The sequence below is a fragment of the Streptomyces sp. CC208A genome (genome assembly GCF_030010625.1).
In the GTDB taxonomy this organism is placed as follows: Bacteria; Actinomycetota; Actinomycetes; order Streptomycetales; family Streptomycetaceae; genus Streptomyces.
The window spans coordinates 173051-198301 of record NZ_JASCXN010000005.1; the positions used below are offsets into that span (position 1 = coordinate 173051).

Below are 25251 nucleotides of genomic sequence, written 5' to 3' on the forward strand. Positions count from 1 at the left end.
TTGAGTTGGTGGCTGCTGCCGTCAGCCGGCCAGGCGCCGCTTCGCCTCGTCGAGGCGCTCGGCGACCGTGCCGTTGATGACCTCGTCGCCGACCCGCACCGAGATCCCGCCGAGGACCGTGGGGTCCACGTCCAGGTTCAGGTGCATCGGGCGGCCGTACAGCTTCGCGAGTACGGCGCCGAGGCGCTGCTTCTGCTGGTCGGTCAGCGGCACCGCCGAGGTGACGACGGCGACCATGCGGTCCCGGCGCGCCGCGGCGAGCTTGGACAGGGACTCGAGTCCCGCTTCCAGGCTACGTCCCCGGGGCTGGGTCACCAGACGGACGACCAGGCGCTCGGTGGTGGTGTGGGCCTTGCCGCCGAGCAGGCTGCGGAGCAGCTCGCCCTTGGCGGTGGCCTTCGCGGTCTTGTCCGTCAGCGCCGAGCGGAGCTCGGTGCTGGAGGACACGATCCGGCCGAACCGGAACAGCTCGTCCTCGACGTCGTCGAGCGTTCCCGCCTTCTGGGCCGCGGTGAGGTCGGCGGTGTTCGCCAGCTCCTCGACCGAGTCGACCAGGTCGCGCGAGCGCGACCAGCGGGAACGGACCATGCCGGACACGAGGTCGACGGTCTCGCCGCCCACCTGGCCGGTCAGGAGTCGCTGCGCGAGTTCGGCCTTGGCCTCACCCGCCTGCGCGGGGTCGGTCAGGACCCGGCGCAGCGACACCTCGCGGTCAAGCAGTGCGGTGACCGAGGCCAGCTCGTCCGCCAGCTTCGCCGCGTCGACCGGGGTGTTGTCGGTCAGCGCGTCGAGGGACTCGCGGGCGGCGGCCAGTGCCTCACGGCTCGCTCCGTTCATCGGACGGCCTCCGCCTTCTCCTCGAGCTCTTCGAGGAAGCGGTCGATCGTGCGGCTCTGGCGGGCGGCGTCCTCAAGGGACTCGCCGACCAGCTTGCCGGCCAGGTCGGTGGCGAGCTTGCCGACGTCCTGGCGGAGCGAGGCGGACGCGGCCTTGCGGTCGGCCTCGATCTGCGCGTGGCCGGCGGCGATGATCTCCTCGCGCTGGCGCTGGCCCTCCGCCTTCATCTCCTGGATGATCGCGGTGCCCTGCTCCGTCGCCTCCTGGCGGAGACGCGCGGCCTCGTGGCGGGCCTCGGCAAGCTGTGCCTTGTACTGCTCCAGCACACTCTGAGCCTCGATCTGGGCCGACTCGGCCTTCTCGATGCCGCCCTCGATGGCCTCGCGGCGCTCGACCAGAACCTTGTTGATGTTCGGGAGGAGCTTCTTGGCGAGGAAGCCGAAGACGATGACGAAGGCGATCAGGCCGATGACGAGCTCGTCAAGATGCGGGAGGAGGGGGGGCTGGGGCTCCCCCTCGGCCGCAAGAAGCAGAGCGTTCACATCAGTGCCTTCCGTGAAAATGTGGCTGTCGTCGAGGGGCAGGCTTAGTAGACGAAGCCCATGACGATGCCGATGAGGGCGAGCGCCTCACAGAAGGCGAAACCCATGATCTGGTTGGTGCGGATCAGGCCGGCCGCCTCGGGCTGGCGGGCGAGGGCCTGGGTGCCGTTACCGAAGATGATGCCGACGCCGACGCCGGGGCCGATCGCGGCGAGGCCGTAACCGATGGCGGCGACGTTGCCTTCGACAGCAGCAAGGGTCTGGAGAGCGGACATGCCGGTTCTTCCTTCTCTTTCAAGGACCCGGTGGGGGTTGGCCACCGGAGACTGCGGGGTGGGGTGGTGGAGCTGGTCCGTGGCAGGGGGCTCAGTGGTGCTCGGAGAGCGCGCCCTGGACGTAGCTGCAGGCCAGGAGGACGAAGACGTACGCCTGGACGGCCTGGATGAAGAGCTCGAAGGCGGTCATCACGATGACCATCACGAAGGACGTGCCGGCGTAGATGATTCCGAGGCCGTTGAGCAGGTACCAGGAGGCCAGCGAGAACATCACGATGAGCAGGTGACCGGCGAACATGTTCGCGAACAGTCGGACCGCGTGCGTGAAGGGCCGGATGATCAGGTTCGAGAAGAACTCGAGGACGACGACCAGCGGGAGGATCGGGCCGAGCGACTTGTCGTAGCCGACGATGTTCTTCCAGCCGCCGACGAAGCCGTGCTTCTTGAACGTCAGCGAGACCCAGACGACGTAGACGATCAGCGCCATGGCCGCCGGGAAGGCGATCAGCGAGGTGACCGGGAACTGGGCGAGCGGGATGATCGACCAGAGGTTCATCATCCAGACGAGGAAGAACATCGAGACCATGAAGGGGACGTACTTCTCGCCGTCCTTCTTGCCGATGATCTCGTAGACGATGCCGCGGCGCACGAAGTCGTAGCCGGCCTCGCCGACCATCTGCATCTTGCCGGGGACCAGCTTCGGCTTGCGGAAGGCCGCCCAGAAGAAACCGACCACCACGACGGAGCTCAGGATCGCGAGCAGCATGGGCTTGGTCAGCTCGAAGCTGCCCCACGTGGCGATCGGCTCGTAGATGAACGTGTGCAGGCCCGGAGCCGGGAAGCCGCATCCGGTGAAGATGTGGCAATCCGGGTCGAAGGCAAGCGTCTGGTCAGCACTCACCGCGGGCTCCTTCAGCGTGGCGCATAGGTACGGCAACCTCGTTGTGTCGGCGCGGCACGCAGCCGCGGGTCGGCACTGGACTGGTCTTACGGATAAGGGGGCGGCGGTTCGGCATCGAGCCTCGCGCTGGGACAGGCGCCGCTTCGGATGCCCGCGCCCGCAGTGCCGCAGTTGGCACCGGACGATAGCAGGAAGCCGAACGCGCCTTTATCCCGGCCCTACCCTTCACGACTTCGGGCCCGGTTTCTCGGGCTCGACGTACGCGATCTTGGCCTTCATGTAGGCACGGGCCTGGGCCGCGACCCACACCACGGTCGCCGCGAGCAGCGTGAAGGCGAAGGCCTTGAAGTCGAACACCGTGGTGTTCTTCAGCAAGGCCAGGAAAACGAAGAGGACCAGCAGCTGGGCCGTGTAGAGCATGAGCCCCATGGCCTGGAACAGCTGCGGGTGGTTCTTTGCCGTCCGCTGGAGCACCAGCATCCCGATGCCCATGAAGAGGATCACGACCAGCGTGCCGAGGACGGCGCCGATGGCCCCCTTCCCGCCGGCGACGATGCCGCTGATCACCGTGGCGATGACGCCGACGGCGGCAGTGGGTACGACGGCCGAGAGAAGGAGGCGTGCGTCGTTGGAAGGCATGGCGGTGTCTCCGCTTGCTGGAGGGGCGATGGTGTCGTCAGGGACGAGCGTAAGCCCGGTCCGAGGTGGGTCTCGGGGCCAACAGACCGTCGCACTACGGTCTTTCGGCACTGGCGCCGGGTCTCGTGAACGGTATCACAAACTATTTGAATAGGTCTTTACCCTAAGGTGTGCCAACTCTCACACATGAGGGTGACGACGCGCGGTTGTGCGCGACAGCCGGGCACCTTGTCTGGTATTGGGCCCCGCTGAGGCTTTCGTCAACTGGGCGTTCCGGCCTTCCTCCGGTCGGAGAAGCGCGAACGATGACCGATGGCCGTCGAGCCGTGCAGCCCCGCCGGCACCGGCATCCGCTCCTCCCCGGCCGCCTCGTGCTCCGGCTCCGGCTCGGGGAGCACCCTCTTGCGCCGGTAGCGCGGCGGGACGACGCCCTCGGCCCAACGGGGCGCCCGCGGCGAGAAGCGCGGCAGCAGGAGCAGCACCAGACCGAGGGCGCTCAGCACGGTGACGGCCAGGACGATCCACATCGAGGCCGAGTGGACCGAGTACGCGAGCGTCCCGAAGGCGATCAGCGCCGACCAGAAGTACATGATCAGCACGGCCCGGCTGTGCGAGTGGCCGATCTCCAGGAGCCGGTGGTGCAGGTGGCCGCGGTCGGCGGCGAAGGGCGACTGGCCCTTCCAGGTGCGCCGCACGATCGCCAGGACCAGGTCGGTCATCGGGATCGCGATGATGGTCAGCGGCAGGATCAGCGGGATGAAGACCGGCAGCGCCGCGTGGGTCGCCTGACGGGTCGAGCCCTCGAAGAGTCCCAGACGGTCCGGGTCGACCTGGCCCGTGATCGAAATCGCGGACGCGGCCAGCACCAGTCCGATCAGCATGGATCCCGAGTCACCCATGAAGATCCGCGCGGGATGAATGTTATGCGGCAAGAAACCCAGACACATGCCGATGAGAACCGCCGCGAAGAGCGTGGCGGGCGCGGCAGCCTCGATCCCGTACCCGTACCAGATTCTGTACGCGTACAGGAAGAAGGCGCTGGCGGCGACGCAGACCATGCCTGCGGCAAGGCCGTCCAGGCCGTCCACGAAGTTCACCGCGTTGATCGTCAAAACGACCAGGGCGACAGTCAGCAACGTCCCTTGCCACTGGGTGAGAGCCACCACGCCGACACCCGGGATCGGCAGCCACAGGATCGTCAGCCCCTGCGCCACCATCACGCCGGCCGAGATCATCTGAGCGCCCAGCTTGATCAGCGCGTCCAGCTCGAACTTGTCGTCCAGGACGCCGATCAGCCAGATCAGGGCGGCGCCGGAGAGCAGCGCGCGGGGCTCGTTCGACTGGTCGTAAACGTTGCCGAGATTCCGCAGGTGGTCGGCGACGAGCAGGCCCGCGCACAGCCCGAAGAACATGGCGATGCCACCGAGCCGCGGAGTCGGTTCTCGGTGCACGTCGCGCGCGCGGATCTCCGGCATCGCGCCGGTCGCGATGGCGAACTTCCGCACCGGACCGGTCAGCAGATAGGTCACCGCGGCCGTGACACAGAGCGTCAGCAGGTAATCACGCACGGGCTGTCCCCACAGGAATCGCTGGCCATCTCAGCCCCACACCCTAGCCGTGCCGTTCATGTGCTTGGAGACACCTGGGGCCCCAGAACGGTTGCGGCCGCTTCCGGGTCACCGCCCATACGGGGGAAAACTCCTGGTCAGCTTCCGTACTTCGGCCCGTACCCGAGCCGCCTCCTCCGGTTCCTCGCGCAGCGCCGCGGTGAAGAGGGCGGCGATCCTGGCCATCTCCGGAGTGCCCATCCCCTGGGTGGTGACGGCGGCGGTGCCGAGCCGGATCCCGCGCCCGTCCCCGTGCGGCAGGGCGCAGGTGTCCAGGACGATCCCGGCGGCGGCGAGCCGGGCCCGCGCGGTCCTGCCCTCCACGCCGAGGGGTGAGGGGTCGGCGGTGATCAGGTGGGTGTCGGTGCCGCCGGTGGTCAGCGCGAAGCCCTCGGCGGAGAGCGCGGCGGCCAGCACGCGCGCGTGCTCCACCACTCGATGGGCGTACGCGGTGAAGGCCGGGGTGGACGCCTCCCCGAGGGCCACCGCCTTCGCCGCGATGGTGTGCATCTGGGCGCCGCCCTGGGTGAACGGGAAGACCGCCCGGTCGACCCGCTCGGCCAGCTCCGCCGTGCACAGCAGCATCCCGCCGCGCGGGCCGCGCAGCACCTTGTGGGTGGTGGCGCAGACGACGTCCGCGTACGGGACCGGGTTCGGCGCCGCTCCCCCGGCGACGAGTCCGATGGGGTGGGCCGCGTCGGCGATCAGATAGGCGCCGACCTCGTCGGCGACGGCCCGGAAGAGCGCGTAGTCGGGGTGGCGGGGGTAGGAGATCGAGCCGCAGACGATCGCCTTGGGCCGGTGGTGGCGGGCGAGCGCGGCGAGCTGCTCGTAGTCGATGAGCCCGGTCTCGGCGTCGACGCCGTACGGGACGAAGTCGAACCAGCGCCCGGAGAAGTTCGCCGGCGAACCGTGCGTGAGGTGCCCGCCGTGGTCCAGGCCCATGGCGAGGACCGTGTCACCGGGCCTGAGAAGGGCCGCGTAGGCCGCCAGGACGGCCGAGGAGCCAGAGTGTGGCTGCACGTTAGCGTGCTCGGCGCCAAATAGAGCGGTCGCACGGTCAACGGCAATCCGTTCGGCGGCGTCGACGTACTCGCAGCCGCCGTGGTGGCGTGCGCCGGGATAGCCCTCGGCGTACTTGTTGGCGAGCGATGAGCCAAGCACGGCAAGGACGGCAAGCGAGGTGAAGTTCTCAGCGGCAATCAGCTGCAGACTGTCCGCCTGCCGTCGAGCCTCCCCGTCCAGGATGTCCGCGATCTCTGGGTCCTGCTGCCACAACACATCGGCACCTGCCCCCATGACTGCACTGTTGACCGCTCTGGCTACCTCCACGCCTCCAACTGTAGGTCGCGCCTGCGGTTCCCGCCGGTTCTACTACCGCCTCACCCTTCATCTGTCGGGCCATTGGTCGGCCAGGCGATGAGTCCTACCTGACGGTCAGCCTCGCGCTTTCACGGAGGGGGCCGTCCGACAGGTGATCAGGTAAGCGAAAAGTGCCTCTGACCAGCGAGAATGAGGATTGTCTAGGCCCTCGTTCCCGCGCCCGTCGGAGGCACTTCCCAGGCGAGTAAGCGTATCGGGTCATACCCGCGTGTCCGCGTCGAGGGCCATGGTCGCGGAGTGGTCTCGCAGGCCGGTGGGGTGCTGCTGGTGGAGACCGTCCGCAAGACCGGGCTGGATCAGGCGATATCGGCGGCACTGGGGCCGTGGCGCAAGCCCAGGGCAGTGCACGATCCGGGCAAGATCCTGCTGGACGTGGCGCTGGCGGTCGCGCTGGGCGGCGACTACCTGGCGGACGTGGCGATGCTGCGGGCCGAGCCGGGCGTGTTCGGACCGGTGGCGTCTGATCCGACCGTCTCCCGGCTGATCGACCCCCTCGCCGGGGCCGGGCCGCGTGCGCTCAAGGCGATCCGCCTGGCTCGCGCCGAAGTCCGCCAGCACGTCTGGCGGTGGGCCGGGCAGAACGCCCCGGACAAGGAAGGCGAGGTGATCGTGGACATCGACGGGGTGCTCGTCCTGGCGCACTCCGAGAAGCAAGATGCCACCGCGACCTGGAAGAAGACCTTCGGGCATCACCCGCTGTTCGCGTTCGTCGACCACGGCCGCGAGGGCACCGGGGAGCCGGTCGCCAGCTTACTGCGGCCGGGGAACGCGGGCAGCAACACCGCCGCCGACCACATCGAAGCCGCCCGCCTGGCGCTGGCCCAGCTGCCGAAAGCGTACCGGCGCGGGCGGCAGACCCTGATCCGCACAGACTCCGGCGGCGGCACTCACGAGTTCGTCAACTGGATCACCGCACGTGGACGGTGGCTGTCCTATTCCGTCGGCATGGTCATCACCGACGCCATCCACCAGGCCGTGCTGAAGGTGCCGGCCTCGGCCTGGACCCCCGCGGTCGAGCCGGACGGCGAGATCCGCGACGGAGCCTGGGTCGCCGAGCTCACCGGCGACTGCCTGACCGGCTGGCCGAAGGGGATGCGGCTGATCGTCCGCAAGGAACGGCCGCACCCGGGCGCCCAGCTGCGGATCACCGACGCGGACGGGATGCGGATCACCTGCTTCGCCATCAACACCAAGAGCACCCCGATCGCACAACTGGAACTGCGGCACCACCAGCGCGCAAGAGCCGAGGACCGCATCCGGGCTGCCCGTGACACCAGCCTGCGTAATCTCCCTCTTCACGCCACCAGCCAGAACGGGATCTGGCTGGAGATCGTCCAGATCGCCCTCGACCTGCTGGCCTGGATGCCCATGCTCGCCCTGACCGACAAGACCCGCAGGTGGGAGCCCCGCCGTCTCCGGCTCCGCCTCTTCTCCGCCGCCGCCCAGATCGTCACGACTGCCCGCCGCCGGCACCTGAGATTCACGCACCACTGGCCCTGGACCGATGTGATCACCGACGCCGCGGCACGGCTCGAAGCTCTCCCGAACCCCGGCTGACCAGCACGTTCCCGTCCCTGCGAGCAGCAACATCCCACCGGAGCCGTAGAACCCGGCGCCCACCCGACGCGACAGCCGGGCTATCACCCTGGCCACCAACAGCCCGAACAGCCGAAACGGCCCGCCGAAGAACCGACGGACCGTCACGAAAGATCGAGGTTAGTGACCTGGTTCGGTTCCACACCCACCCGTAAATATCAGATAATTATAGACATTTGGATATAGACGCTGATTCGATCGACATCCGAAAGCCACAAGCCCCCGGATGCATCCTGTAATATGAAAATCAGATCTTCGGTCGCCTGCCATCCGACCAATGGCATTCGCGATCGGCGAGACCGTTCTCGTTTCAACTTCACAATCGAGGGGGGGCCTCCATACATGCGAGGCAAGACTTTCTTCAAGCGAACACTGGCTGGGTTTAGCGCAGCCACGGCTCTCGCCGTGGGCTTCAGCATCGCGGGAACCACTCCAGCCTATGCGGGAACCAGCATTGGGTCCATCTACACCACGGACTCGGGCCCTAAGGGCGGTAAAGCGCTCTTCTACCACAAGGGCGACACTATCTATGTTTGCGACATCCAGGCGGACGGGCTGCGCGCTTGGGCGCAATTGGAATACTGGGACGCCAACAAGAACAGGAAATACGCGTACGTCCAGGACGCAGACGGCAGTAACGGAAATTGCCACTCGAACACCAACTTCGACGTACCGGAGGGCACCCGGGTTTTCCTTAAGGTCTGCCTTCGCGACGGACCGACAGGCCCCCTCCGCTATTGCAGCACAGGCACAGCTATAGCTTGATCCCGCCTACGCGCTGGCGCGTGGCCGTATGAGCTCACAACGGGTGGTCCGCAGAGAACCTGCGGACCACCCGTTCCTCTTTTTTAGAGGGTGTCTCACGTGACGAGTTTCGCGAGCTTCTTGTAGCAGGTCAGGGCGGCGGCCAGGCCGAGGAAGGCGAGGAAGTGGGAGCCCTTTCGCTCGTATCGGACGGTGAGGCGGCGGTAGCCGAACAGCCAGGCGATGGACCTCTCGATCTTCCAGCGATGCCGGCCGAGCCGTTCGCCCGACTCGATGCCCGGGCGGGCGATACGCGGGATGATTCCGCGTTCACGTAGCCAGGTGAGGTGGTGGGCGGAGAAGTACGCCTTGTCCGCGCGGAGCTTGACCGGCCTGCGCCGGCGTGGCCCGCGGCGGGAGCGGATGGCGGGTATGCCGCGGATCAGCGGCTTGAGGGCGAGGCTGTCATGGGTGTTCGCGGCGGACCCGGCGACGGCCAGGGGTATGCCCCGGGCCTCGGACAGCACGTGCAGTTTGCTGCCCTTCTTGCCGCGATCGACCGGGTTCGGCCCAGTCAGCGACCCCCCCTTTTCGCCCGCACCGACGCCGCGTCGACGATCGCGGAGGTCCAGTCCAGCTCGCCACGGGCGCCGAGCTCGTCCAGGACCGCCCGGTGCAGACGACGCCACAGCCCCGCCCTCGTCCACACGGTGAACCGGCGGTGCGCGGTGGCGGGCGAGACACCGAACGTCTCCGGCAGATGCCGCCATGCGCACCCGCTGGTCAGGACGTACACCACCGCCGTGAACACGGCCCGCTCGTCCAACGGGGCAGTCCCACCGCCCTGCGGGCGGGACGTGAACGACGGCATCAACGGGGCAACCAGATCCCACAGACCATCAGGAACCAGCCGCTGCGACAAATCAGCACCCACGACCACCATCATGCCGCACAGACGTCACGCCACGTGAGACACCCTCTTAGACTGAGCGACTCTGTCGGGGATCTTGAGGTTCCGGGGACAGGGCTGTTGGGGGTTCGGGACACTCTGGGTGGTTCGGTGCAGTCTTGTCTTTCTGGGGTGGCCAGTGTCCGTTCGTCCCCTGTCCGTTGCCCGGTGGCTCGAAATGCGACACCCGGCATGGCCGGCCCCAGGGCCACGGATTACGCCGCGCGTGCCACAACCGACGGCACGAGGCAGCCGCCCCTCCCGGACTCTTGTCGCCGCGTTGCAACGGCACTACACGGAGGCACACTCACCACCGGCGCCGGGAGCCCGTCAGCGGCGGGCCGGGACGCCCGTCAGGGCCGTGACGACCGGGTCCAGGGCCTCCTGGATCTCGTCGCCGATGGAGCGGAAGACGGTGATGGGGGCGCCGTAGGGGTCGTTGACCTCGTCGGCTTCGGCGGAGGGGGCCAGGAGCCACCCGCGTAGAGCGGCGGCGGCGCGGACCAGGGCGCGTGCGCGTTCGGCCACGCCGTCGCGGGGGTCGGGGAGGGTGGCCGGGTCGATGGCGCGGACCAGGCGGGTGAACTCCTTCAGGGTGAAGGTGCGCAGGCCCGCCGAGTGGCCCATCGAGATGACCTGCGCGCGGTGGTCGCGGGTCGCGGTGAGGACGAGGTCGGCGCGGATGACGTGCTCGTCGAGGAGCTCGCGGCCGACGAAGCCGCTGTGGTCGGCGCCGAAGTCGGCGAGGACCAGCTCGGCGTTGGTCTCCATGGGGGCGCCCTCGTGGCCCCAGGTGCCGGCGCTCTCCACGATGAGGCCCCGGCCGAGGCCGTCGCCGAGCCGCTGGCCCAGGGCGTGGCGGGTCAGCCGCTCGGTGATGGGCGAGCGGCAGACGTTGCCGGTGCTGACGTGGAGGATGCGGAAGGTGTCGCCGTTCTGGTACCCCGCTATGCCACGCCCCTCAGGGGCGGTCAACTGGCCACCTCGAGGTCGGGTACGACCTTGCGGAGCTCCTCCGGTGACAGCGCGCCCTCGCGCAGCAGCACCGGGACCTTGCCCGTGACGTCGACGATGGAGGAGGGGACGATGCCGGGCGTCGGACCGCCGTCGAGGTAGACGGAGACGGAGTCGCCGAGCATCTGCTGGGCGGCGTCGCAGTCCTCCGGCGCGGGGTGCCCGGTGAGGTTGGCCGAGGTGACGGCCATCGGGCCGACCTCGGTGAGCAGCTCGATGGCGACCGGGTGCAGCGGCATGCGGATGGCGACGGTGCCGCGGGTGTCGCCGAGGTCCCACTGGAGGGACGGCTGGTGCCGGGCGACGAGGGTGAGCGCTCCGGGCCAGAAGGCGTCGACGAGCTCCCACGCGTGCTCGGAGAAGTCGGTGACGAGGCCGTGGAGGGTGTTCGGGGAGCCGATGAGGACGGGGGTGGGCATGGTGCGCCCCCGGCCCTTGGCGGCGAGCAGGTCCGCGACGGCCTCGCTGCCGAAGGCGTCCGCGCCGATCCCGTACACGGTGTCGGTGGGGAGCACGACGAGCTCGCCGCGGCGGACGGCCGACGCGGCTTCGCGCAGGCCGGTCGCGCGGTCGGTCGCCTCGTTGCAGTCGTATCGGCGTGCCATCAGTCGCGCTCCTCCTCGGTGGTGGGGCGGTGCCGGCTCACGGCATCGCCTTGCGGGCGGTCGCGAAGCGCGGCCGGTTGTTGAGGTCGGGGTGGTCGGCGGCGTCCGCCCAGCCGGCCTCCTCGTTGAAGATCCACGGCACCTGCCCGCCCTGGGTGTCGGCGTGCTCGATGACGACGAGGCCGCCGGGGCGGAGGAGGCGGTGGGCGGTGCGCTCGATGCCGCGGATGGTGTCGAGGCCGTCCTCGCCGGAGAAGAGGGCCATCTCGGGGTCGTGGTCGCGGGCCTCGGGGGCGACGTACTCCCACTCGGTGAGGGGGATGTACGGCGGGTTGGAGATGACCAGGTCGACCTGGCCGTTCAGCTCCGGCAGGGCGGTGAGCGCGTCGCCCTGATGGACGGTGACGCGGGAGCCCTCGGCGTTCTTCCGGGTCCAGACGAGGGCGTCCTCGGAGAGTTCCACGGCGTGGACCCGCGAGCGGGGCACCTCCTGCGCCATGGCGAGGGCGATGGCGCCGGAGCCGGTGCAGAGGTCGACGATGAGCGGCTCGACGACGTCCATCGCGCGGACGGCGTCTATGGCCCAGCCGACCACGGACTCGGTCTCCGGCCGGGGCACGAAGACGCCGGGGCCGACCTGGAGCTCCAGGTAGCGGAAGAAGGCCCGGCCGGTGATGTGCTGGAGGGGCTCGCGCGCCTCCCGGCGGGCGATGGCCTCCCAGTAGCGGGCGTCGAAGTCGGCGTCCTTGACGTTGTGCAGCTCCCCCCGCTTGACGCCGTGCACGAAGGCGGCGAGCTCCTCGGCGTCGAAACGCGGTGAGGGAACGCCGGCGTCGGCCAGCCGCTGGGTGGCCTGGGCCACCTCGGCGAGCAGCAGGTTCACGGGGGTCCTCCGTGGTGCGGGGTGGGGCTGGGGAGTGGCCTTACGCGGGGTGGCCTTGCACGGGGCGGCCTGACGGGGGTGGCTCAGGCCGCGGCGAGCTTGGCCGCGGAGTCGGCGTCGACGCAGGCCTGGATGACGGCGTCGAGCTCGCCGTCGAGGACCTGGTCGAGGTTGTACGCCTTGAAGCCGACGCGGTGGTCGGAGATGCGGTTCTCCGGGAAGTTGTACGTGCGGATCTTCTCGGAGCGGTCGACGGTGCGGACCTGGCTGCGGCGGGCGTCGGCGGCCTCGGCCTCGGCCTTCTCCTGGGCGGCGGCGAGGAGCCGGGAGCGCAGGATGCGCATGGCCTGCTCCTTGTTCTGGAGCTGGCTCTTCTCGTTCTGGCAGGAGGCGACGATGCCGGTCGGCAGGTGGGTGATGCGGACCGCGGAGTCGGTGGTGTTGACCGACTGGCCGCCGGGGCCGGAGGAGCGGTAGACGTCGATGCGCAGGTCGTTGGCGTGGATCTCGACGTCGACCTCCTCGGCCTCCGGGGTGACGAGCACGCCTGCGGCGGAGGTGTGGATGCGGCCCTGGGACTCGGTGGCGGGCACGCGCTGGACGCGGTGGACGCCGCCCTCGTACTTGAGCCGGGCCCAGACGCCCTGGCCGGGCTCGGTGGCGCCGTTGCCGCCCTTGGTCTTCACGGCGACCTGGACGTCCTTGTAGCCGCCGAGCTCGGACTCGGTGGCGTCGATGATCTCGGTCTTCCAGCCGACGCGCTCGGCGTACCGGAGGTACATGCGGAGCAGGTCGCCGGCGAAGAGGGCGGACTCGTCGCCGCCGGCGCCGGCCTTGATCTCCAGGATGACGTCCTTGTCGTCGCTGGGGTCGCGCGGGACGAGGAGGAGCCGCAGCTTCTCCGTCAGCTCCTCGCGCTGCTTCTCCAGCTCCTTGACCTCGGCGGCGAAGTCCGGGTCGTCCTGGGCGAGCTCGCGGGCCGTCTCGATGTCGTCCCCGGTCTGCTTCCAGGAGCGGTACGTGCCGACGATCGGGGTCAGCTCGGCATAGCGCTTGTTCAGCTTGCGCGCGTTGGCCTGGTCGGCGTGGACCGACGGGTCGGCGAGCTTCTTCTCGAGGTCGGCGTGCTCGCCGACCAGTTCCTCGACCGCCTCGAACATCTTCGGGCTCCTGGTTTCGTCAGTTGCTACGGGGACGCCAAAGCGCCGGTCCCGGCCGCCCCTCGCAGGGGCGGCCGATGACCGGCGCGGGGGCTCGCTACTTCTTGGCGGAGCCGGCGGCCTTGCCGAAGCGGGCCTCGAAGCGGGCGACGCGGCCACCCGTGTCGAGGATCTTCTGCTTGCCCGTGTAGAACGGGTGGCACTCGGAGCAGACCTCGGCACGGATGGTGCCCTCGGTCAGGGTGCTACGGGTGGTGAACGACGCGCCACAGGTGCAGCTGACCTGGGTCTCGACGTACTCGGGGTGGATCTCGCGCTTCAAGGTGTCTCCTAGTTCCGGGAGGGCACCGGGTCGTCGCCGCGGGTTGCGGCGGACGTGAACCGGGGCCGACGTACCAGTCTGCCAGGACCGGCCGCATCTCCCCAAACCGGGGTGGGGCCGCCGGTATTCCCGGGGGCGTGGCGGATGTTCCGGGGCTATCGCACGACGCCTTCGGCGCTGCCGGTGGCGGTGTCCGCGGTGGCCGAGGCGGGGATGGGGAGGTCCTTCTTCAGGGCCGTCCAGACCTGCTCCGCCTGCTCCTCGACGGGGACGACCCTGTTGGGGTCCCGGAGGTCGTACCGGACGGGGAGGGTCACCATGTGGACGTTCTGGGCGGAGATGCCGGTGAGGCCCCGGGCGAAGCCCATCAGCTCCTGGACGGAGTCGAGCTCGGAGTCGGGCGTGACGGCCTTGGTGGCGGCGTCGGCGAGGTCGAGGAGCTTCTTGGGGTCGGTCATGAGGCCGACGTCCTTGACCTGCTCGATGAAGGCCTTCATGAAGGCCTGCTGGAGCTGGATGCGGCCGAGGTCGCTGCCGTCGCCGACGCTCTTGCGGGTGCGGACCAGGCCGAGGGACTGCTCGCCGTCGAGGGTGTGGGTGCCGGGTTCCAGGTCGAGGTGGCTCTTGGAGTCCTTGATGGGCCGGGTGGTGGTGATCTCGACGCCGCCGAGGGTGTCGATGAGCTTCTTGAAGCCGGTGAAGTCGACCTCGATGTAGTGGTCCATGCGGATGCCGGACATGGTCTCGACGGTCTTGACGGCGCAGGCGGGGCCGCCGACCTCGTACGCGGTGTTGAACATGGCCCGTTCCCGGCCGGGGACCTCGGCGCCCTGCCGGTCGGTGCAGGCGGGGCGGGTGATCAGGGTGTCGCGGGGGATGGAGACGACGCTCGCCTTCTTGCGGCCCTCGTAGACGTGGACGACCATCGCGGTGTCGGAGCGGGCGCCGCCCTCGTCCCTGCCGTAGGCGCCGTTGTCGCCGGAGCGGGAGTCGGAGCCGAGGACGAGGATGTCCATCGAGCCGTCGTCGAGGTTCTTGGGGCGGTCGGTGCCCAGCTGGGCGTTGATGTCGACGCCCTGGATGTTCTCGTCGAGCCGGAGGTACACGTAGCCGAGTCCGGCGCCGGCCAGGACGAGCACGGCCGCGGCGCCGGACACGGCTATGGCGGCGCGGCGGCGCCGGGCGGACGGCTTGCGGCGGCGTCCGCCGGCGCCCGTGCGGGCGTTCCTGCTCTGCTCGGTCATCGTCTTCCCTCGGGCCTCGGGTTCACCTGGTGTGACGGCGGGGCGTCCGGAAGGGTTGCGCGCGGAGCTGTGGGGTTTCGGTGGGCGATCCGCCCGGAACGCACCGTGCCCGCCGCTCGGGGAGCGGCGGGCACGGCATCTGCGCAGGTCACGAACGGGTTACAAGGTCGGTGCCCTGTTCCCGCGGTGTGACGCGGATCTCGCGGATCTCCTGGCGGCGTCAGTCGTTGTTGGCGCCCGGCGTCGTCTTCTGGATCTGCAGCAGGAACTCGCCGTTCGACTTCGTCTGCTTGAGCTTGTCCAGGAGCAGCTCGATGGCCTGCTGCTGGTCGAGCGCGTGCAGCACGCGGCGGAGCTTCCAGGTGATGGCGAGCTCGTCGCTGCCGAGGAGGATCTCCTCCTTGCGGGTGCCCGAGGCGTCGACGTCGACGGCCGGGAAGATCCGCTTGTCGGCGAGCTTCCGGTCGAGCTTGAGCTCCATGTTGCCGGTGCCCTTGAACTCCTCGAAGATCACCTCGTCCATGCGCGAGCCGGTGTCGACGAGCGCGGTGGCCAGGATGGTCAGCGAGCCGCCGTCCTCGATGTTGCGCGCGGCACCGAAGAAGCGCTTCGGCGGGTAGAGCGCGGTCGAGTCGACACCACCGGACAGGATGCGGCCGGAGGCGGGCGCCGCGAGGTTGTACGCGCGGCCCAGGCGGGTGATGGAGTCGAGCAGGACGACCACGTCGTGACCCAGCTCCACGAGGCGCTTGGCGCGCTCGATGGCCAGCTCGGCGACGGTGGTGTGGTCCTCGGCGGGGCGGTCGAAGGTCGAGGAGATGACCTCGCCCTTCACCGACCGCTGCATGTCGGTGACCTCTTCCGGACGCTCGTCGACGAGGACGACCATCAGGTGGCACTCGGGGTTGTTGTGGGTGATCGCGTTGGCGATCGCCTGCATGATCATGGTCTTGCCGGTCTTCGGCGGGGCCACGATCAGACCGCGCTGGCCCTTGCCGATCGGCGACACGAGGTCGATGATCCGCGTGGTCAGCACGCCCGGGTCGGTCTCCAGACGGAGCCGGTCCTGCGGGTAGAGCGGGGTCAGCTTGTTGAACTCGGGGCGGCCGCGGCCGGAGTCCGGCGCCATGCCGTTGACCGAGTCGAGGCGGACGAGCGCGTTGAACTTCTCGCGGCGCTCGCCCTCCTTCGGCTGGCGGACCGCGCCGGTGATGTGGTCGCCCTTGCGCAGGCCGCTCTTGCGGACCTGGGCGAGGGAGACGTACACGTCGTTCGGTCCCGGCAGGTAGCCGGAGGTCCGGATGAACGCGTAGTTGTCGAGGATGTCGAGGATGCCCGCGACGGGGATCAGGACGTCGTCCTCGGAGACCTGCGGCTCGCCGACGGCGAACTCGTCACGGCCGCGACGGCCCCGGCGGTCGCGGTAGCGGCCGCGACGGCCGCGACGGCCGCCAGCCTCGTCGTCGTAGCCGTCGTCCTGGAAGCCGCCCTGCTGGCCGCCGCCCTGGCCCTGCTGCTGGCCCTGGCCCTGGCGCTGCTGGTCCTTGCGCTGGCCGCCGCCCTGCTCCTTGTCGTCGCCTTTGCCGCGCTCGCGCTGGCGGTCGCGGCGGTCGCGGCGGTCCCGGCGGCCGCGGCCCTCGGCGCCGTCCCCGGCCTCGGCCCGGTCGCCCTGCGGCTCGCCCTTGGTCTCGGTACGAGCCTCGGTCTTGACGGCCTGCGGGGCCTCGGCGCCCTCCGGCGAACCGGCGGGGGCGGTGGCCCGGCGGCGGCGGCGCTCGCCGGACGGCTGCTCGTCGCCCTGCTCGGCGGCGGGCGACTTCGACGGCTGGCCCGGGATGTCGATCTGCTGCTGGGCGGGGGCCTGCTCGGCCTTCTCCGCCTTAGGCTCGGCGGCCTCGGCGGTCTCGCCCGTGCGGGCCTTGGAGGTGGCGCGGCGCTTCGGCTTGGCCTCGGCGGCGGCCTCGGTCTTGGCGGGCGCGGCGGAGCCTCCCCCGGCCTGCGCCTCCTTGATGACCTCGATCAGCTGGCTCTTGCGCATCCGCGCGGTGCCCCTGATGCCGAGGCCGGACGCGACCTGCTGCAGCTCGGCCAGGACCATGCCCTCGAGGCCGGTGCCGGAGCGGCGGCGCCGTGTGGTGCCGCCACTGGCAGCACCTGCGGCGGGCGCGGTGGTGTCGACAGTGCTGTCGGCAGTCACGCCCATCAGATCGGTGGTGTCGCTCACGAAGGGTCCTTCCCTGGAGCGGACGTCGGCCCTGTGGCTCGGCGACCGGTTGTGCTGTCCGGCAGCGGTCCTGAGTGGCGGACCGTGTCCGGGGCGGTGGTCCCGCCGGGATGCGGCGAGAGGAGAGAAACGTGCTGTGTCCGGCCCGAGCGCCCCCTGCTCGGCCCTCGCAGACCGGGAGCGAGGGGTGTCGTGCCGGTTCCGGAGCGTGCTCGAAACTGCTCAGGCAGGCTGCTCAGGCAGTTGGGGAGGCTCTCGGAAGAATGGGTGGTCCCTGAGGGGACACTCCGCACCGCTCCACAAAAAGGTCGGGTGCAGACTTGAGGTTAACACTACCGGCTCCAACAAACATTCCCCCTCTCTCTCACCGGCAATCGCGTGTTCAGGACGCTGCCCGGCGTCCCGTACGGCGTCCGCCGCCGCGCCCCTAGGGCGCCAGCGGCAGCACGCTCGCTCCGGACGCGTCGAGGTCGAGCCGGTTGGCGGCCCAGCCCTCGCCCGCGAGCAGGGCGACCTTGTCGGCCGTCCCGTTGTCGGCCAGCGCGAGGACCGTGGGGCCCGCGCCGGAGATGACGGCGGGCACTCCGTCGGCCCGCAGCCTGTTCACAAGTGCGATGCTCTCCGGCATCGCCGGGGCGCGGTACTCCTGGTGCAGCCGGTCCTCGGTGGCCGCGAGCAGCAGCTCGGGGCGGCGGGTCAGGGCCTCGACGAGGAGGGCGGCACGGCCGGCGTTGGCGGCGGCGTCCACGTGCGGGACGGTGCGCGGCAGGAGTCCGCGGGCGGTCTCGGTCAGCACCGGCTTCCCGGGGACGAAAACCACCGGAACGATGGAATCCGAGGGGTCCATCCTGATCGCCCGCGCGCCGCCGGCCTCGGTCCACGCGAGGGTGAAGCCGCCGAGCAGACAGGCGGCGACGTTGTCGGGGTGGCCCTCGATCTCGGTGGCCAGCTCCAGGAGGGCGGCCTCGTCGAGCTTGGCGTCCCCGCCTATGGTCACGGCGCGGGCGGCGACGATGCCGGCGCAGATGGCGGCGGAGGAGGAGCCGAGGCCGCGGCCGTGCGGGATGCGGTTGGCGCAGACGACCTCCAGGCCGCGCGGCTGTCCGCCGAGCAGGTCGAAGGCCGTGCGCAGGGAGCGTACGAGCAGGTGGCTCTCGTCGCGCGGGAGGGTCTCGGCGCCCTCTCCGGCGATGTCGACGTGCAGCCCGGAGTCGGCGACCCGGACGACGACGTCGTCGTAGAGGCCCAGCGACAGGCCGAAGGCGTCGAAGCCCGGGCCGAGGTTGGCGCTGGTGGCGGGGACGCGCACCCGTACGGCGGCGGCGCGGAACGCGGGACCGGCCATCGCTCGATGACTCTCCTTGACTGCGGCAACGGGGTGTTCAAGAGAAGTGCTGGAGAACCCGGGGTACCGTTTCGGCCGTTTCGATCGCGTTCCATCGCGACGGGGCGACAACGGCGACGACGACCACGACACCGCGCATATGCGCCGGGGCGGGTTCGGTACAGCCTATCGAAGGAAGGTTCTGTGGCGACATAGGGCGCACGGGAGGCGCACGATGCGTGTCGCGCGCCAACCTGTGCGCCTATGTACGTTCCTGATCGGGTTTCGACCAGGACCCTCACCCGGACGGGGGATGTTCCGCTCGCTTCCGAGCGGCCGCCTCCCCCGTCCGTGGCATCGGGTTCAGGCCAGTCCGAGCCGTTCGGCGGCGGCCGCGGCGTCCACGGGGACGGTGACGGGCTGCGGGGCGCCGGCGACGGCCCAGTCGGGGTCCTTCAGGCCGTTTCCGGTGACCGTGCAGACGATCCGCTGGCCCGGGTCGACCTTGCCCTGCTCGGCGGCCTTCAGCAGACCGGCGACCGAGGCGGCCGACGCGGGCTCCACGAAGACGCCCTCCTGCGCGGCCAACAGGCGGTAGGCGCGCAGGATCTCACGGTCCGTCACCTCGTCGATGAAGCCGCCCGACTCGTCGCGCGCGGCGATCGCGTACTGCCAGGAGGCCGGGTTGCCGATGCGAATGGCGGTGGCGATGGTCGACGGGTCCTTGACGACCTCGCCGCGCACCAGCGGGGCCGAACCGGAGGCCTGGAAGCCCCACATGCGGGGCCGGCGGGCGGCCATGCCGTCGGCGGCGTACTCGGTGTAGCCCTTCCAGTACGCGGTGATGTTGCCCGCGTTGCCCACCGGGAGGACGTGGATGTCGGGCGCGTCGCCCAGCATGTCCACGATCTCGAACGCGGCGGTCTTCTGGCCCTCGATGCGGACCGGGTTGACCGAATTGACCAGCGCCACCGGGTAGTTCTCGGAGAGCGAGCGGGCCAGCGTCAGGCAGTCGTCGAAGTTGCCGTCGACCTGGAGGATCTTCGCGCCGTGCACGAGGGCCTGGCCCATCTTGCCGAGCGCGATCTTGCCCTGGGGCACGAGCACCGCGGAGACCATCCCGGCCCGCACCGCGTAGGCGGCGGCGGAGGCGGAGGTGTTGCCGGTGGAGGCGCAGATGACCGCCTTGGCGCCCTCCTCCTTGGCCCGGGTGATGGCCATGGTCATGCCCCGGTCCTTGAAGGAGCCGGTGGGGTTGGCGCCCTCGACCTTGAGGTGCACCTCGCAGCCCGTGCGCTCGGAGAGGACCTGAGCGGGGACGAGCGGCGTACCGCCCTCACGGAGCGTGACGACCGGCGTCGTGTCCGTGACCGGGAGGCGGTCCCGGTACTCCTCGATGATGCCGCGCCACTGGTGGGTGCCCTTGGTGGTCATGGGTCCTTACTCCCCTTCAACACGCATGATGCTGGCGACACCGCGCACGGTGTCGAGCTTGCGCAGCGCCTCGACGGTCCCGGAGAGGGCGGCGTCGGGCGCGCGGTGGGTGACGACGACGAGCGATGCCTCGCCGTCCTTGCCCTGCTGGCGAACGGTGTCGATCGACACCCCGTGCTCGGCGAAGACCGTAGCGACCTGGGCGAGGACGCCCGGCTTGTCGGCCACGTCGAGACTGATGTGGTACCGCGTGACGACCTCGCCCATGGGGCTCACGGGCAGCTGGGTGTACGCGGACTCGCCGGGACCCGTCGCCTCGTTGAGACGGTTGCGGCAGACGGCGACGATGTCGCCGAGAACGGCCGAGGCGGTCGGCGCGCCGCCCGCCCCGGGGCCGTAGAACATGAGCCGGCCGGCGGCCTCCGCCTCGACGAAGACCGCGTTGTACGCCTCGCGGACGGAGGCCAGCGGGTGGCTCAGCGGGATCATCGCCGGGTGCACGCGCGCGGTGACGGACTCGCCGTCGGCGGCCCGCTCGCAGATCGCGAGCAGCTTGATGGTGCAGCCCATCCGCTTCGCGGAAGCGAAGTCGGCGGCGGTGACCTCGGTCATGCCCTCGCGGTAGACGTCGTCGAGGCGCACGCGCGTGTGGAAGGCGATCCCGGCGAGGATGGCGGCCTTGGCGGCGGCGTCGAAGCCCTCGACGTCGGCGGTCGGGTCGGCCTCGGCGTACCCGAGCGCGGTGGCCTCGTCCAGGGCCTCCTGGTAGCCGGCGCCGGTCGAGTCCATCTTGTCGAGGATGAAGTTCGTGGTGCCGTTGACGATGCCCATCACGCGGTTGATCTTGTCGCCGGCGAGGGACTCGCGCAGCGGGCGGAGCAGCGGGATGGCGCCGGCGACGGCGGCCTCGTAGTACAGGTCCCGCCCGTGCTGCCCGGCGGCGGCGTACAGGGTCGCGCCGTCCTGGGCGAGCAGCGCCTTGTTGGCGGAGACCACCGAGGCGCCGTACTCGAAGGCGGTGGTGATGAGGGTGCGGGCCGGCTCGATCCCGCCGATGACCTCGACGACGACGTCGATGTCCCCGCGTTTGACGAGGGCGGTCGCGTCGGTGGTGATCAGTTCGGCGGGCACTCCCCCGCGGACCTTGTCGGGCCGGCGGACGGCCACGCCGGCGAGCTCGACCGGCGCGCCGATGCGCGCGGCGAGGTCGTCGGCGTGCGTCGTCATGATGCGCGCCACCTCGGAGCCGACAACTCCACAGCCCAGCAGCGCCACCTTCAGCGGACGCGTACGCATCATCCGACCTCGTCTCTCGTACTTCTGATTCGTATCTCTACGGTTCTGGCGGGGATGGGAACAAGTCTCACTCACCGGACGGAGGTTTCCGCCCTGCGTCCGGATCCTGAGACATCGATTCCGTCACCCGGTTATTTCATCAGCCGACGTCGAGACGCAGGAGATCTTCCTCCGTCTCGCGCCGCACGATGACCCTTGCTTCGCCCTCCCGGACCGCCACGACGGGCGGCCGGAGGGCGTGGTTGTAGTTGCTCGCCATGGAGCGGCAGTAGGCGCCGGTGGCGGGCACGGCGAGCAGGTCGCCGGGGGCCAGGTCGGCGGGGAGGAAGGCGTCCCGTACGACGATGTCGCCGCTCTCGCAGTGCTTGCCGACCACCCGGGAGAGCATCGGCTCGGCGTCGCTGGTCCGCGAGACCAGGCTGACGCTGTACTCGGCGTCGTAGAGGGCGGTGCGGATGTTGTCGGACATGCCGCCGTCCACGCTCACGTACGTGCGCAGCCCGTCGAGCGGCTTGATGGTGCCGACCCGGTAGAGGGTGAAGGCGGTCGGCCCGACGATGGCGCGGCCCGGCTCGACGGAGATGCGGGGGGTGCGAAGCCCGGCGGCCTCGCACTCGCGGGTGACGATCTCGCTCAGCGCCTTGGCGATCTCGTGCGGCTCGCGGGGGTCGTCCTCGGAGGTGTACGCGATGCCGAGGCCGCCGCCGAGGTCGATCTCGGGAAGCTCGACGCCGTGCTCGTCGCGCACCTCGGCGAGGAGCTGGACGACGCGGCGGGCGGAGACCTCGAAGCCGGCCATGTCGAAGATCTGCGAGCCGATGTGGGAATGGATGCCGATGAGCTCCAGGCCGTCGAGCTTCAGCGCCCGGCGCACGGCCTCGGCGGCCTGTCCGCCGGCGAGCGCGATGCCGAACTTCTGGTCCTCGTGGGCGGTGGCGATGAACTCGTGCGTGTGCGCCTCCACACCCACGGTCACCCGGATCTGGACGCGCTGCCGCTTGCCGAGGGAGTGGGCGATGTGGGCGACCCGGACGATCTCCTGGAAGGAGTCGAGGACGATCCGCCCGACACCGGCCTCGACGGCCCGCCGGATCTCGTCCTCGCTCTTGTTGTTGCCGTGGAAGGCGATCCGCTCGGCGGGCATCCCGGCGAGCAGCGCGGTGGCGAGCTCGCCGCCGGAGCAGACGTCGAGGTTGAGCCCCTCCTCGTGGAGCCAGCGCACGACGGCCCGGGACAGGAACGCCTTGCCGGCGTAGAAGACGTCGGCGTCGGGCCCGAAGGCGTCGGCCCAGGCGCGGCAGCGGGTGCGGAAGTCGGTCTCGTCGAGGAAGTAGGCGGGGGTTCCGAACTCCTCGGCGAGGTCGGTGACGCGCAGCCCGCCGACGGTCGCGATCCCCTGCTCGTCCCGGTCCACGGTCCGCGCCCACACCTTGGGGTCGAGCGTGTTCAGGTCGGCGGGCGGGGCGGTGTAGTGCCCCTCGGGGAGGACGTCGGCGTGGCGGGGGCCTGCGGGATGGGCGGAACGGCTCATGTCTGGTCTGCTCTTTCAGATCCGGTCGGGTGCGCTGATGCCGAGCACGGAGAGGCCACCGGCGAGCACCGTCCCGGCGGCTTCGGCGAGCGCGAGCCGGGAGCGGTGGGCGGCCGAGGGTTTCTCGTCGCCGAGCGGCAGAACGGTGTGCTGGAAGCCGAGCAGCGCGTCGGCGACGGCTTCGAGGTGCCGGGCGACCCGGTCGGGGGCGCGGTGGCGGGCGGCGGCGAGGAGGACACCGGGGTGGTCGCGGAGGAGCTGGACCAGCGGATCGTCGATGTCGGTTTCATACCGGGGGAGGACACCGAGCTGCGTCCCGTTGACGAGGAGCCGCCGGGCGCGGGAGTGGGCGTACTGGACGCGGAAGAGCGGATTGCGCTCGTGCCGTACGAGGAGCGGGGGCCCGTCGAGGGGCCGGTCGTGGGGCGCGGCGCGGAGCAGCCGCCAGCGCGCGGCGTCGGTCCCGAGCCGCTCGGGCTCGTACGCGCCCGGATGGACGTACGGCCGCTCGCCGCCGCTCTCGACGGCGGCGTCGGCCCCCTGCCCGAGCACCAGCCCCACCAGGCACTCGACGACGATCCGGGCGCGGGCCTCGGCCGGGGGCTCGAACCGGACGGTCTCCCCGGCGAGGGCGTCCCCGTGCCCGTACGAGAGCCCGGCGGCGCGGACGGCCCGGACGAGCTCCGCGACGCTCTCGCGCCGCAGGGTGAAGTTCAGGAAACCGGGCCCGGTGATGTCCACCGCGAGGATCCCGGCGGCGCCTTCGAGCCGCTCCTTCAGGACGGAGGCGACGTCGAGCGCGGGCCGCCCGGCGGGCCGGGCGAGGGAGAGGGCGACACTGCTCGCGTACTCCCCCACCCCTCCGGGCCGGGCCTTCTCGACCTTGACCCGCGGGGGGACGTCGACCCGCAGCGCACCGTCGTCGACCGCACGGCGCACGGCGTGCTGCACGGTGAGGGAGAGGTCCGCGGGGGTCACGCTCCCAGCCTAGGGGAGGAGGGGGGTCGGAACGCGAACCGGTTTCGCCATCCGGGCACCCGCCGGAGCGCCCCAGGTCGAAAGGGGTCCCCGGAGGACGCGCGGGGCCTCACCGCCCGGGGCGCGCGCTCCCGGCCGCCGGTCTGCCCTGCCGGCTCCCGTCCCCTGCGGACGGCTCCTCTCCCGCGTCGGGCCCACCGGCCTGCCGCCGCTCCCGGGGCTCCCGGTGCAGCAGCTGCCGGACGACCCGTACGAGCTCGGCCGGCTCGAAGGGCTTGGCGAGGAAGGCGTCCGCCGCCGGAGCGCCCTCGCCCTCCCCGCAGGCGCTGATGATCGCGACGGGCAGGTGCCGGGTCCGCGGATCCTCCCGCAGCCGCTGGGCGGTCTTGATCCCGTCGAGCCGGGGCATGACGACGTCGAGGGTGACGACGTCGGGCCGCACGCTGTGCACGACGTCCAGACACTCGGCACCATCGGCCGCGGTCACGACCTCGAACCCCTCGAGTTCGAGATTGACCCTGATCAACTGCCGGATGACCTTGTTGTCGTCGACAACGAGCACCCGCCCGGACACGCCTGACACGTGAACGAGAGTAGGCCGCCCCGAGGGGCTGCGTCCGGGTTTTGCCCACTTCCGACCCACGCGAGCGAACACCCCCTGGTGACGCCCCGGAAATACCTGTTCACAGGCACCCCCGGAGAGCTGGTAGGGTTCTACCCGTCGCCACCGAGCGCGACGAAAGCCCCCGTAGCTCAGGGGATAGAGCAACGGCCTCCGGAGCCGTGTGCGCAGGTTCGAATCCTGCCGGGGGCACTTCACAGGAAGTGTCATTGAGGTCCTGGCCAACAGAAATGTTGACCAGGACCTTTTTGTCGTCAGAGGAAGCATGGCCCACGCAGCCGTCATCTGCACGTCTACACGGCTCTGACCTGCACTTTCACCTAGACGCGTGCCCAAGATGGGGTGTACCCGGCACCTCGAAACCGGGTCGTGCGGGCAGCAAGGTCCAACGTGGACCGCTCCGCTCGCCACCACGAGTGCGACGGGCCCTCAGTCGCATACGTGCCGTGGCTCGACGATCTGCCTGTTCGCTAGGTCCTGACGCCCGCAGAGGCACTTCGCGTACGGAAACCAGGTGGACAGGACCGAGTTGCCGCAGGTGGGAGGGCGGGCAGCGAAAGTGACGCCCTCAGGACCGCTGGGGGTTCGCGAGCCTCGTGTCGGACGCGGTCGTGCGCGGTGGAGCCCCGAGGCGGCCCTTCTCGTTCGCCTCCCGGCGAAGACCGCCCATCCTCCGACCCGCGCCTGCACTGGTTGACGACCGCCCAAGGGTCGACCTGCTGGACGGTCTCGGCGATACGCCGGCTGACGTCGGTCAGGAGGATCTATGCGGAGCCCGCCCAGGGCTGGCCAAAGCCGTCCTCCGCGACCGTGCGGGCACCGCCTGGCTCACCATTGCCCGCACCGAAGACCTGCCGGGCGATTACCTCCGTGGCCACCCTTGCCGGAGTGATCCACCCGTGCATCAACCGCCCGGCCCGGGAGTGGCCCCTCTCTCCCCCCCTCATCATCGAACCGATCACCGAGCCGATCGCTCGCCACACCGCCACCCTGCTCACCGACGCCGTCCTGCACGGCCAGGGGTATGCCATCGACGCCATGCCCGCCCCGGCACCGGGCACCATCCTGATCTCAGCCCCGGAGACCTCACCGCCTGCGCGGCACCCGCGTCACCACCATCAAGGTCTGAACATCAGCTCCC

The 25251-nt window shown here is 70.3% G+C and carries 22 protein-coding genes, 1 tRNA gene and 1 pseudogene; 3 read left to right on the forward strand and 21 right to left on the reverse strand.

Annotated elements, in window-relative coordinates; translation table 11 throughout:
* Positions 1-21 precede the first annotated feature (21 nt).
* From QK442_RS08575 to glyA, 7 genes are all read right to left on the reverse strand, one after another.
* Entirely contained in the window at positions 22-837 is an 816-nt protein-coding gene (locus QK442_RS08575; RefSeq protein ID WP_282693268.1) for a F0F1 ATP synthase subunit delta, read from the reverse strand.
* Positions 834-1379 (reverse strand): F0F1 ATP synthase subunit B, encoded by a 546-nt coding sequence (locus QK442_RS08580; RefSeq protein ID WP_282693269.1) that lies wholly within the window; start codon positions 1377-1379, stop codon positions 834-836. The genes QK442_RS08575 and QK442_RS08580 overlap by 4 nt, the downstream gene beginning before the upstream one ends.
* Before the next feature lie 44 nt (positions 1380-1423).
* Positions 1424-1654, reverse strand: coding sequence for an ATP synthase F0 subunit C (atpE, locus tag QK442_RS08585; protein ID WP_006346597.1), 231 nt, complete (start codon positions 1652-1654; stop codon positions 1424-1426).
* Between the two features lie 91 nt (positions 1655-1745).
* Positions 1746-2555 carry a F0F1 ATP synthase subunit A gene (atpB, locus tag QK442_RS08590; RefSeq protein WP_282693270.1) on the reverse strand — a complete coding sequence of 270 codons (810 nt, stop codon included), beginning with the start codon at positions 2553-2555 and terminating at the stop codon, positions 1746-1748.
* A gap of 225 nt (positions 2556-2780) precedes the next feature.
* Positions 2781-3194, reverse strand: a complete 414-nt coding sequence (locus tag QK442_RS08595; RefSeq protein WP_282693271.1) for a hypothetical protein — start codon at positions 3192-3194, stop codon at positions 2781-2783.
* Positions 3195-3454: 260 nt separating this feature from the next.
* Positions 3455-4762 carry an MraY family glycosyltransferase gene (locus tag QK442_RS08600; protein WP_282693272.1) on the reverse strand — a complete coding sequence of 436 codons (1308 nt, stop codon included), beginning with the start codon at positions 4760-4762 and terminating at the stop codon, positions 3455-3457.
* A gap of 108 nt (positions 4763-4870) precedes the next feature.
* Positions 4871-6100 carry a serine hydroxymethyltransferase gene (gene glyA / locus QK442_RS08605; protein WP_282693385.1) on the reverse strand — a complete coding sequence of 410 codons (1230 nt, stop codon included), beginning with the start codon at positions 6098-6100 and terminating at the stop codon, positions 4871-4873.
* Between the two features lie 276 nt (positions 6101-6376).
* Between glyA and QK442_RS08610 the strand changes: the two genes are divergently transcribed.
* On the forward strand, positions 6377-7741 hold the full coding sequence (locus tag QK442_RS08610) for an IS1380 family transposase (protein WP_282693386.1): 1365 nt from the start codon (positions 6377-6379) through the stop codon (positions 7739-7741).
* A gap of 899 nt (positions 7742-8640) precedes the next feature.
* On the opposite strand, the gene QK442_RS08615 is transcribed toward QK442_RS08610, so the two are convergent.
* The 14 genes from QK442_RS08615 to QK442_RS08680 form a co-directional block, all read right to left on the reverse strand.
* Positions 8641-9446, reverse strand: a protein-coding gene (locus QK442_RS08615; protein ID WP_282693387.1) for an IS5 family transposase whose coding sequence is annotated in 2 segments (ribosomal slippage) — positions 8641-9101 and positions 9101-9446 — 807 coding nt in all. Because the reading frame shifts where the segments join, the coding sequence is not laid out codon by codon here.
* Positions 9447-9803: 357 nt separating this feature from the next.
* Positions 9804-10448: a protein-tyrosine-phosphatase gene (locus tag QK442_RS08620; RefSeq protein ID WP_282693273.1), complete on the reverse strand. Its 645-nt coding sequence runs from the start codon at positions 10446-10448 to the stop codon at positions 9804-9806.
* On the reverse strand, positions 10445-11092 hold the full coding sequence (locus QK442_RS08625) for an L-threonylcarbamoyladenylate synthase (protein WP_282693274.1): 648 nt from the start codon (positions 11090-11092) through the stop codon (positions 10445-10447). The genes QK442_RS08620 and QK442_RS08625 overlap by 4 nt, the downstream gene beginning before the upstream one ends.
* Before the next feature lie 37 nt (positions 11093-11129).
* The gene (prmC, locus tag QK442_RS08630) at positions 11130-11975 is read right to left on the reverse strand and encodes a peptide chain release factor N(5)-glutamine methyltransferase (protein ID WP_031006266.1); all 846 of its coding nucleotides are present in this window, start codon (positions 11973-11975) and stop codon (positions 11130-11132) included.
* An 83-nt stretch (positions 11976-12058) separates the two neighbouring features.
* Positions 12059-13135 carry a peptide chain release factor 1 gene (gene prfA, locus QK442_RS08635; protein WP_282693275.1) on the reverse strand — a complete coding sequence of 359 codons (1077 nt, stop codon included), beginning with the start codon at positions 13133-13135 and terminating at the stop codon, positions 12059-12061.
* A gap of 97 nt (positions 13136-13232) precedes the next feature.
* Positions 13233-13457 (reverse strand): 50S ribosomal protein L31, encoded by a 225-nt coding sequence (rpmE, locus tag QK442_RS08640; protein WP_030761597.1) that lies wholly within the window; start codon positions 13455-13457, stop codon positions 13233-13235.
* Between the two features lie 155 nt (positions 13458-13612).
* Positions 13613-14701: an LCP family protein gene (locus tag QK442_RS08645; RefSeq protein WP_282693276.1), complete on the reverse strand. Its 1089-nt coding sequence runs from the start codon at positions 14699-14701 to the stop codon at positions 13613-13615.
* A 220-nt stretch (positions 14702-14921) separates the two neighbouring features.
* Positions 14922-16925, reverse strand: a complete 2004-nt coding sequence (gene rho, locus QK442_RS08650; RefSeq protein ID WP_282693277.1) for a transcription termination factor Rho — start codon at positions 16923-16925, stop codon at positions 14922-14924.
* Positions 16926-17352: 427 nt separating this feature from the next.
* Complete coding sequence (thrB, locus tag QK442_RS08655) at positions 17353-18270, reverse strand: homoserine kinase (RefSeq protein WP_282693278.1); 918 nt, start codon at positions 18268-18270, stop codon at positions 17353-17355.
* A 342-nt stretch (positions 18271-18612) separates the two neighbouring features.
* The gene (gene thrC, locus QK442_RS08660; RefSeq protein WP_282693279.1) at positions 18613-19683 is read right to left on the reverse strand and encodes a threonine synthase; all 1071 of its coding nucleotides are present in this window, start codon (positions 19681-19683) and stop codon (positions 18613-18615) included.
* Between the two features lie 6 nt (positions 19684-19689).
* Positions 19690-20982, reverse strand: coding sequence for a homoserine dehydrogenase (locus QK442_RS08665; RefSeq protein WP_282693280.1), 1293 nt, complete (start codon positions 20980-20982; stop codon positions 19690-19692).
* Between the two features lie 136 nt (positions 20983-21118).
* Positions 21119-22510, reverse strand: coding sequence for a diaminopimelate decarboxylase (gene lysA / locus QK442_RS08670; protein ID WP_282693281.1), 1392 nt, complete (start codon positions 22508-22510; stop codon positions 21119-21121).
* A gap of 15 nt (positions 22511-22525) precedes the next feature.
* Positions 22526-23488 (reverse strand): ArgS-related anticodon-binding protein NrtL, encoded by a 963-nt coding sequence (gene nrtL, locus QK442_RS08675; protein ID WP_282693282.1) that lies wholly within the window; start codon positions 23486-23488, stop codon positions 22526-22528.
* A gap of 109 nt (positions 23489-23597) precedes the next feature.
* Positions 23598-24071, reverse strand: coding sequence for a response regulator (locus tag QK442_RS08680; RefSeq protein WP_282693283.1), 474 nt, complete (start codon positions 24069-24071; stop codon positions 23598-23600).
* A gap of 159 nt (positions 24072-24230) precedes the next feature.
* Between QK442_RS08680 and QK442_RS08685 the strand changes: the two genes are divergently transcribed.
* Both QK442_RS08685 and QK442_RS08690 read left to right on the forward strand, forming a co-directional pair.
* Positions 24231-24302, forward strand: a tRNA-Arg gene (locus QK442_RS08685).
* A 593-nt stretch (positions 24303-24895) separates the two neighbouring features.
* A pseudogene (locus QK442_RS08690) lies at positions 24896-25239 on the forward strand (DNA-binding protein).
* The last annotated feature ends 12 nt before the right edge of the window (positions 25240-25251 follow it).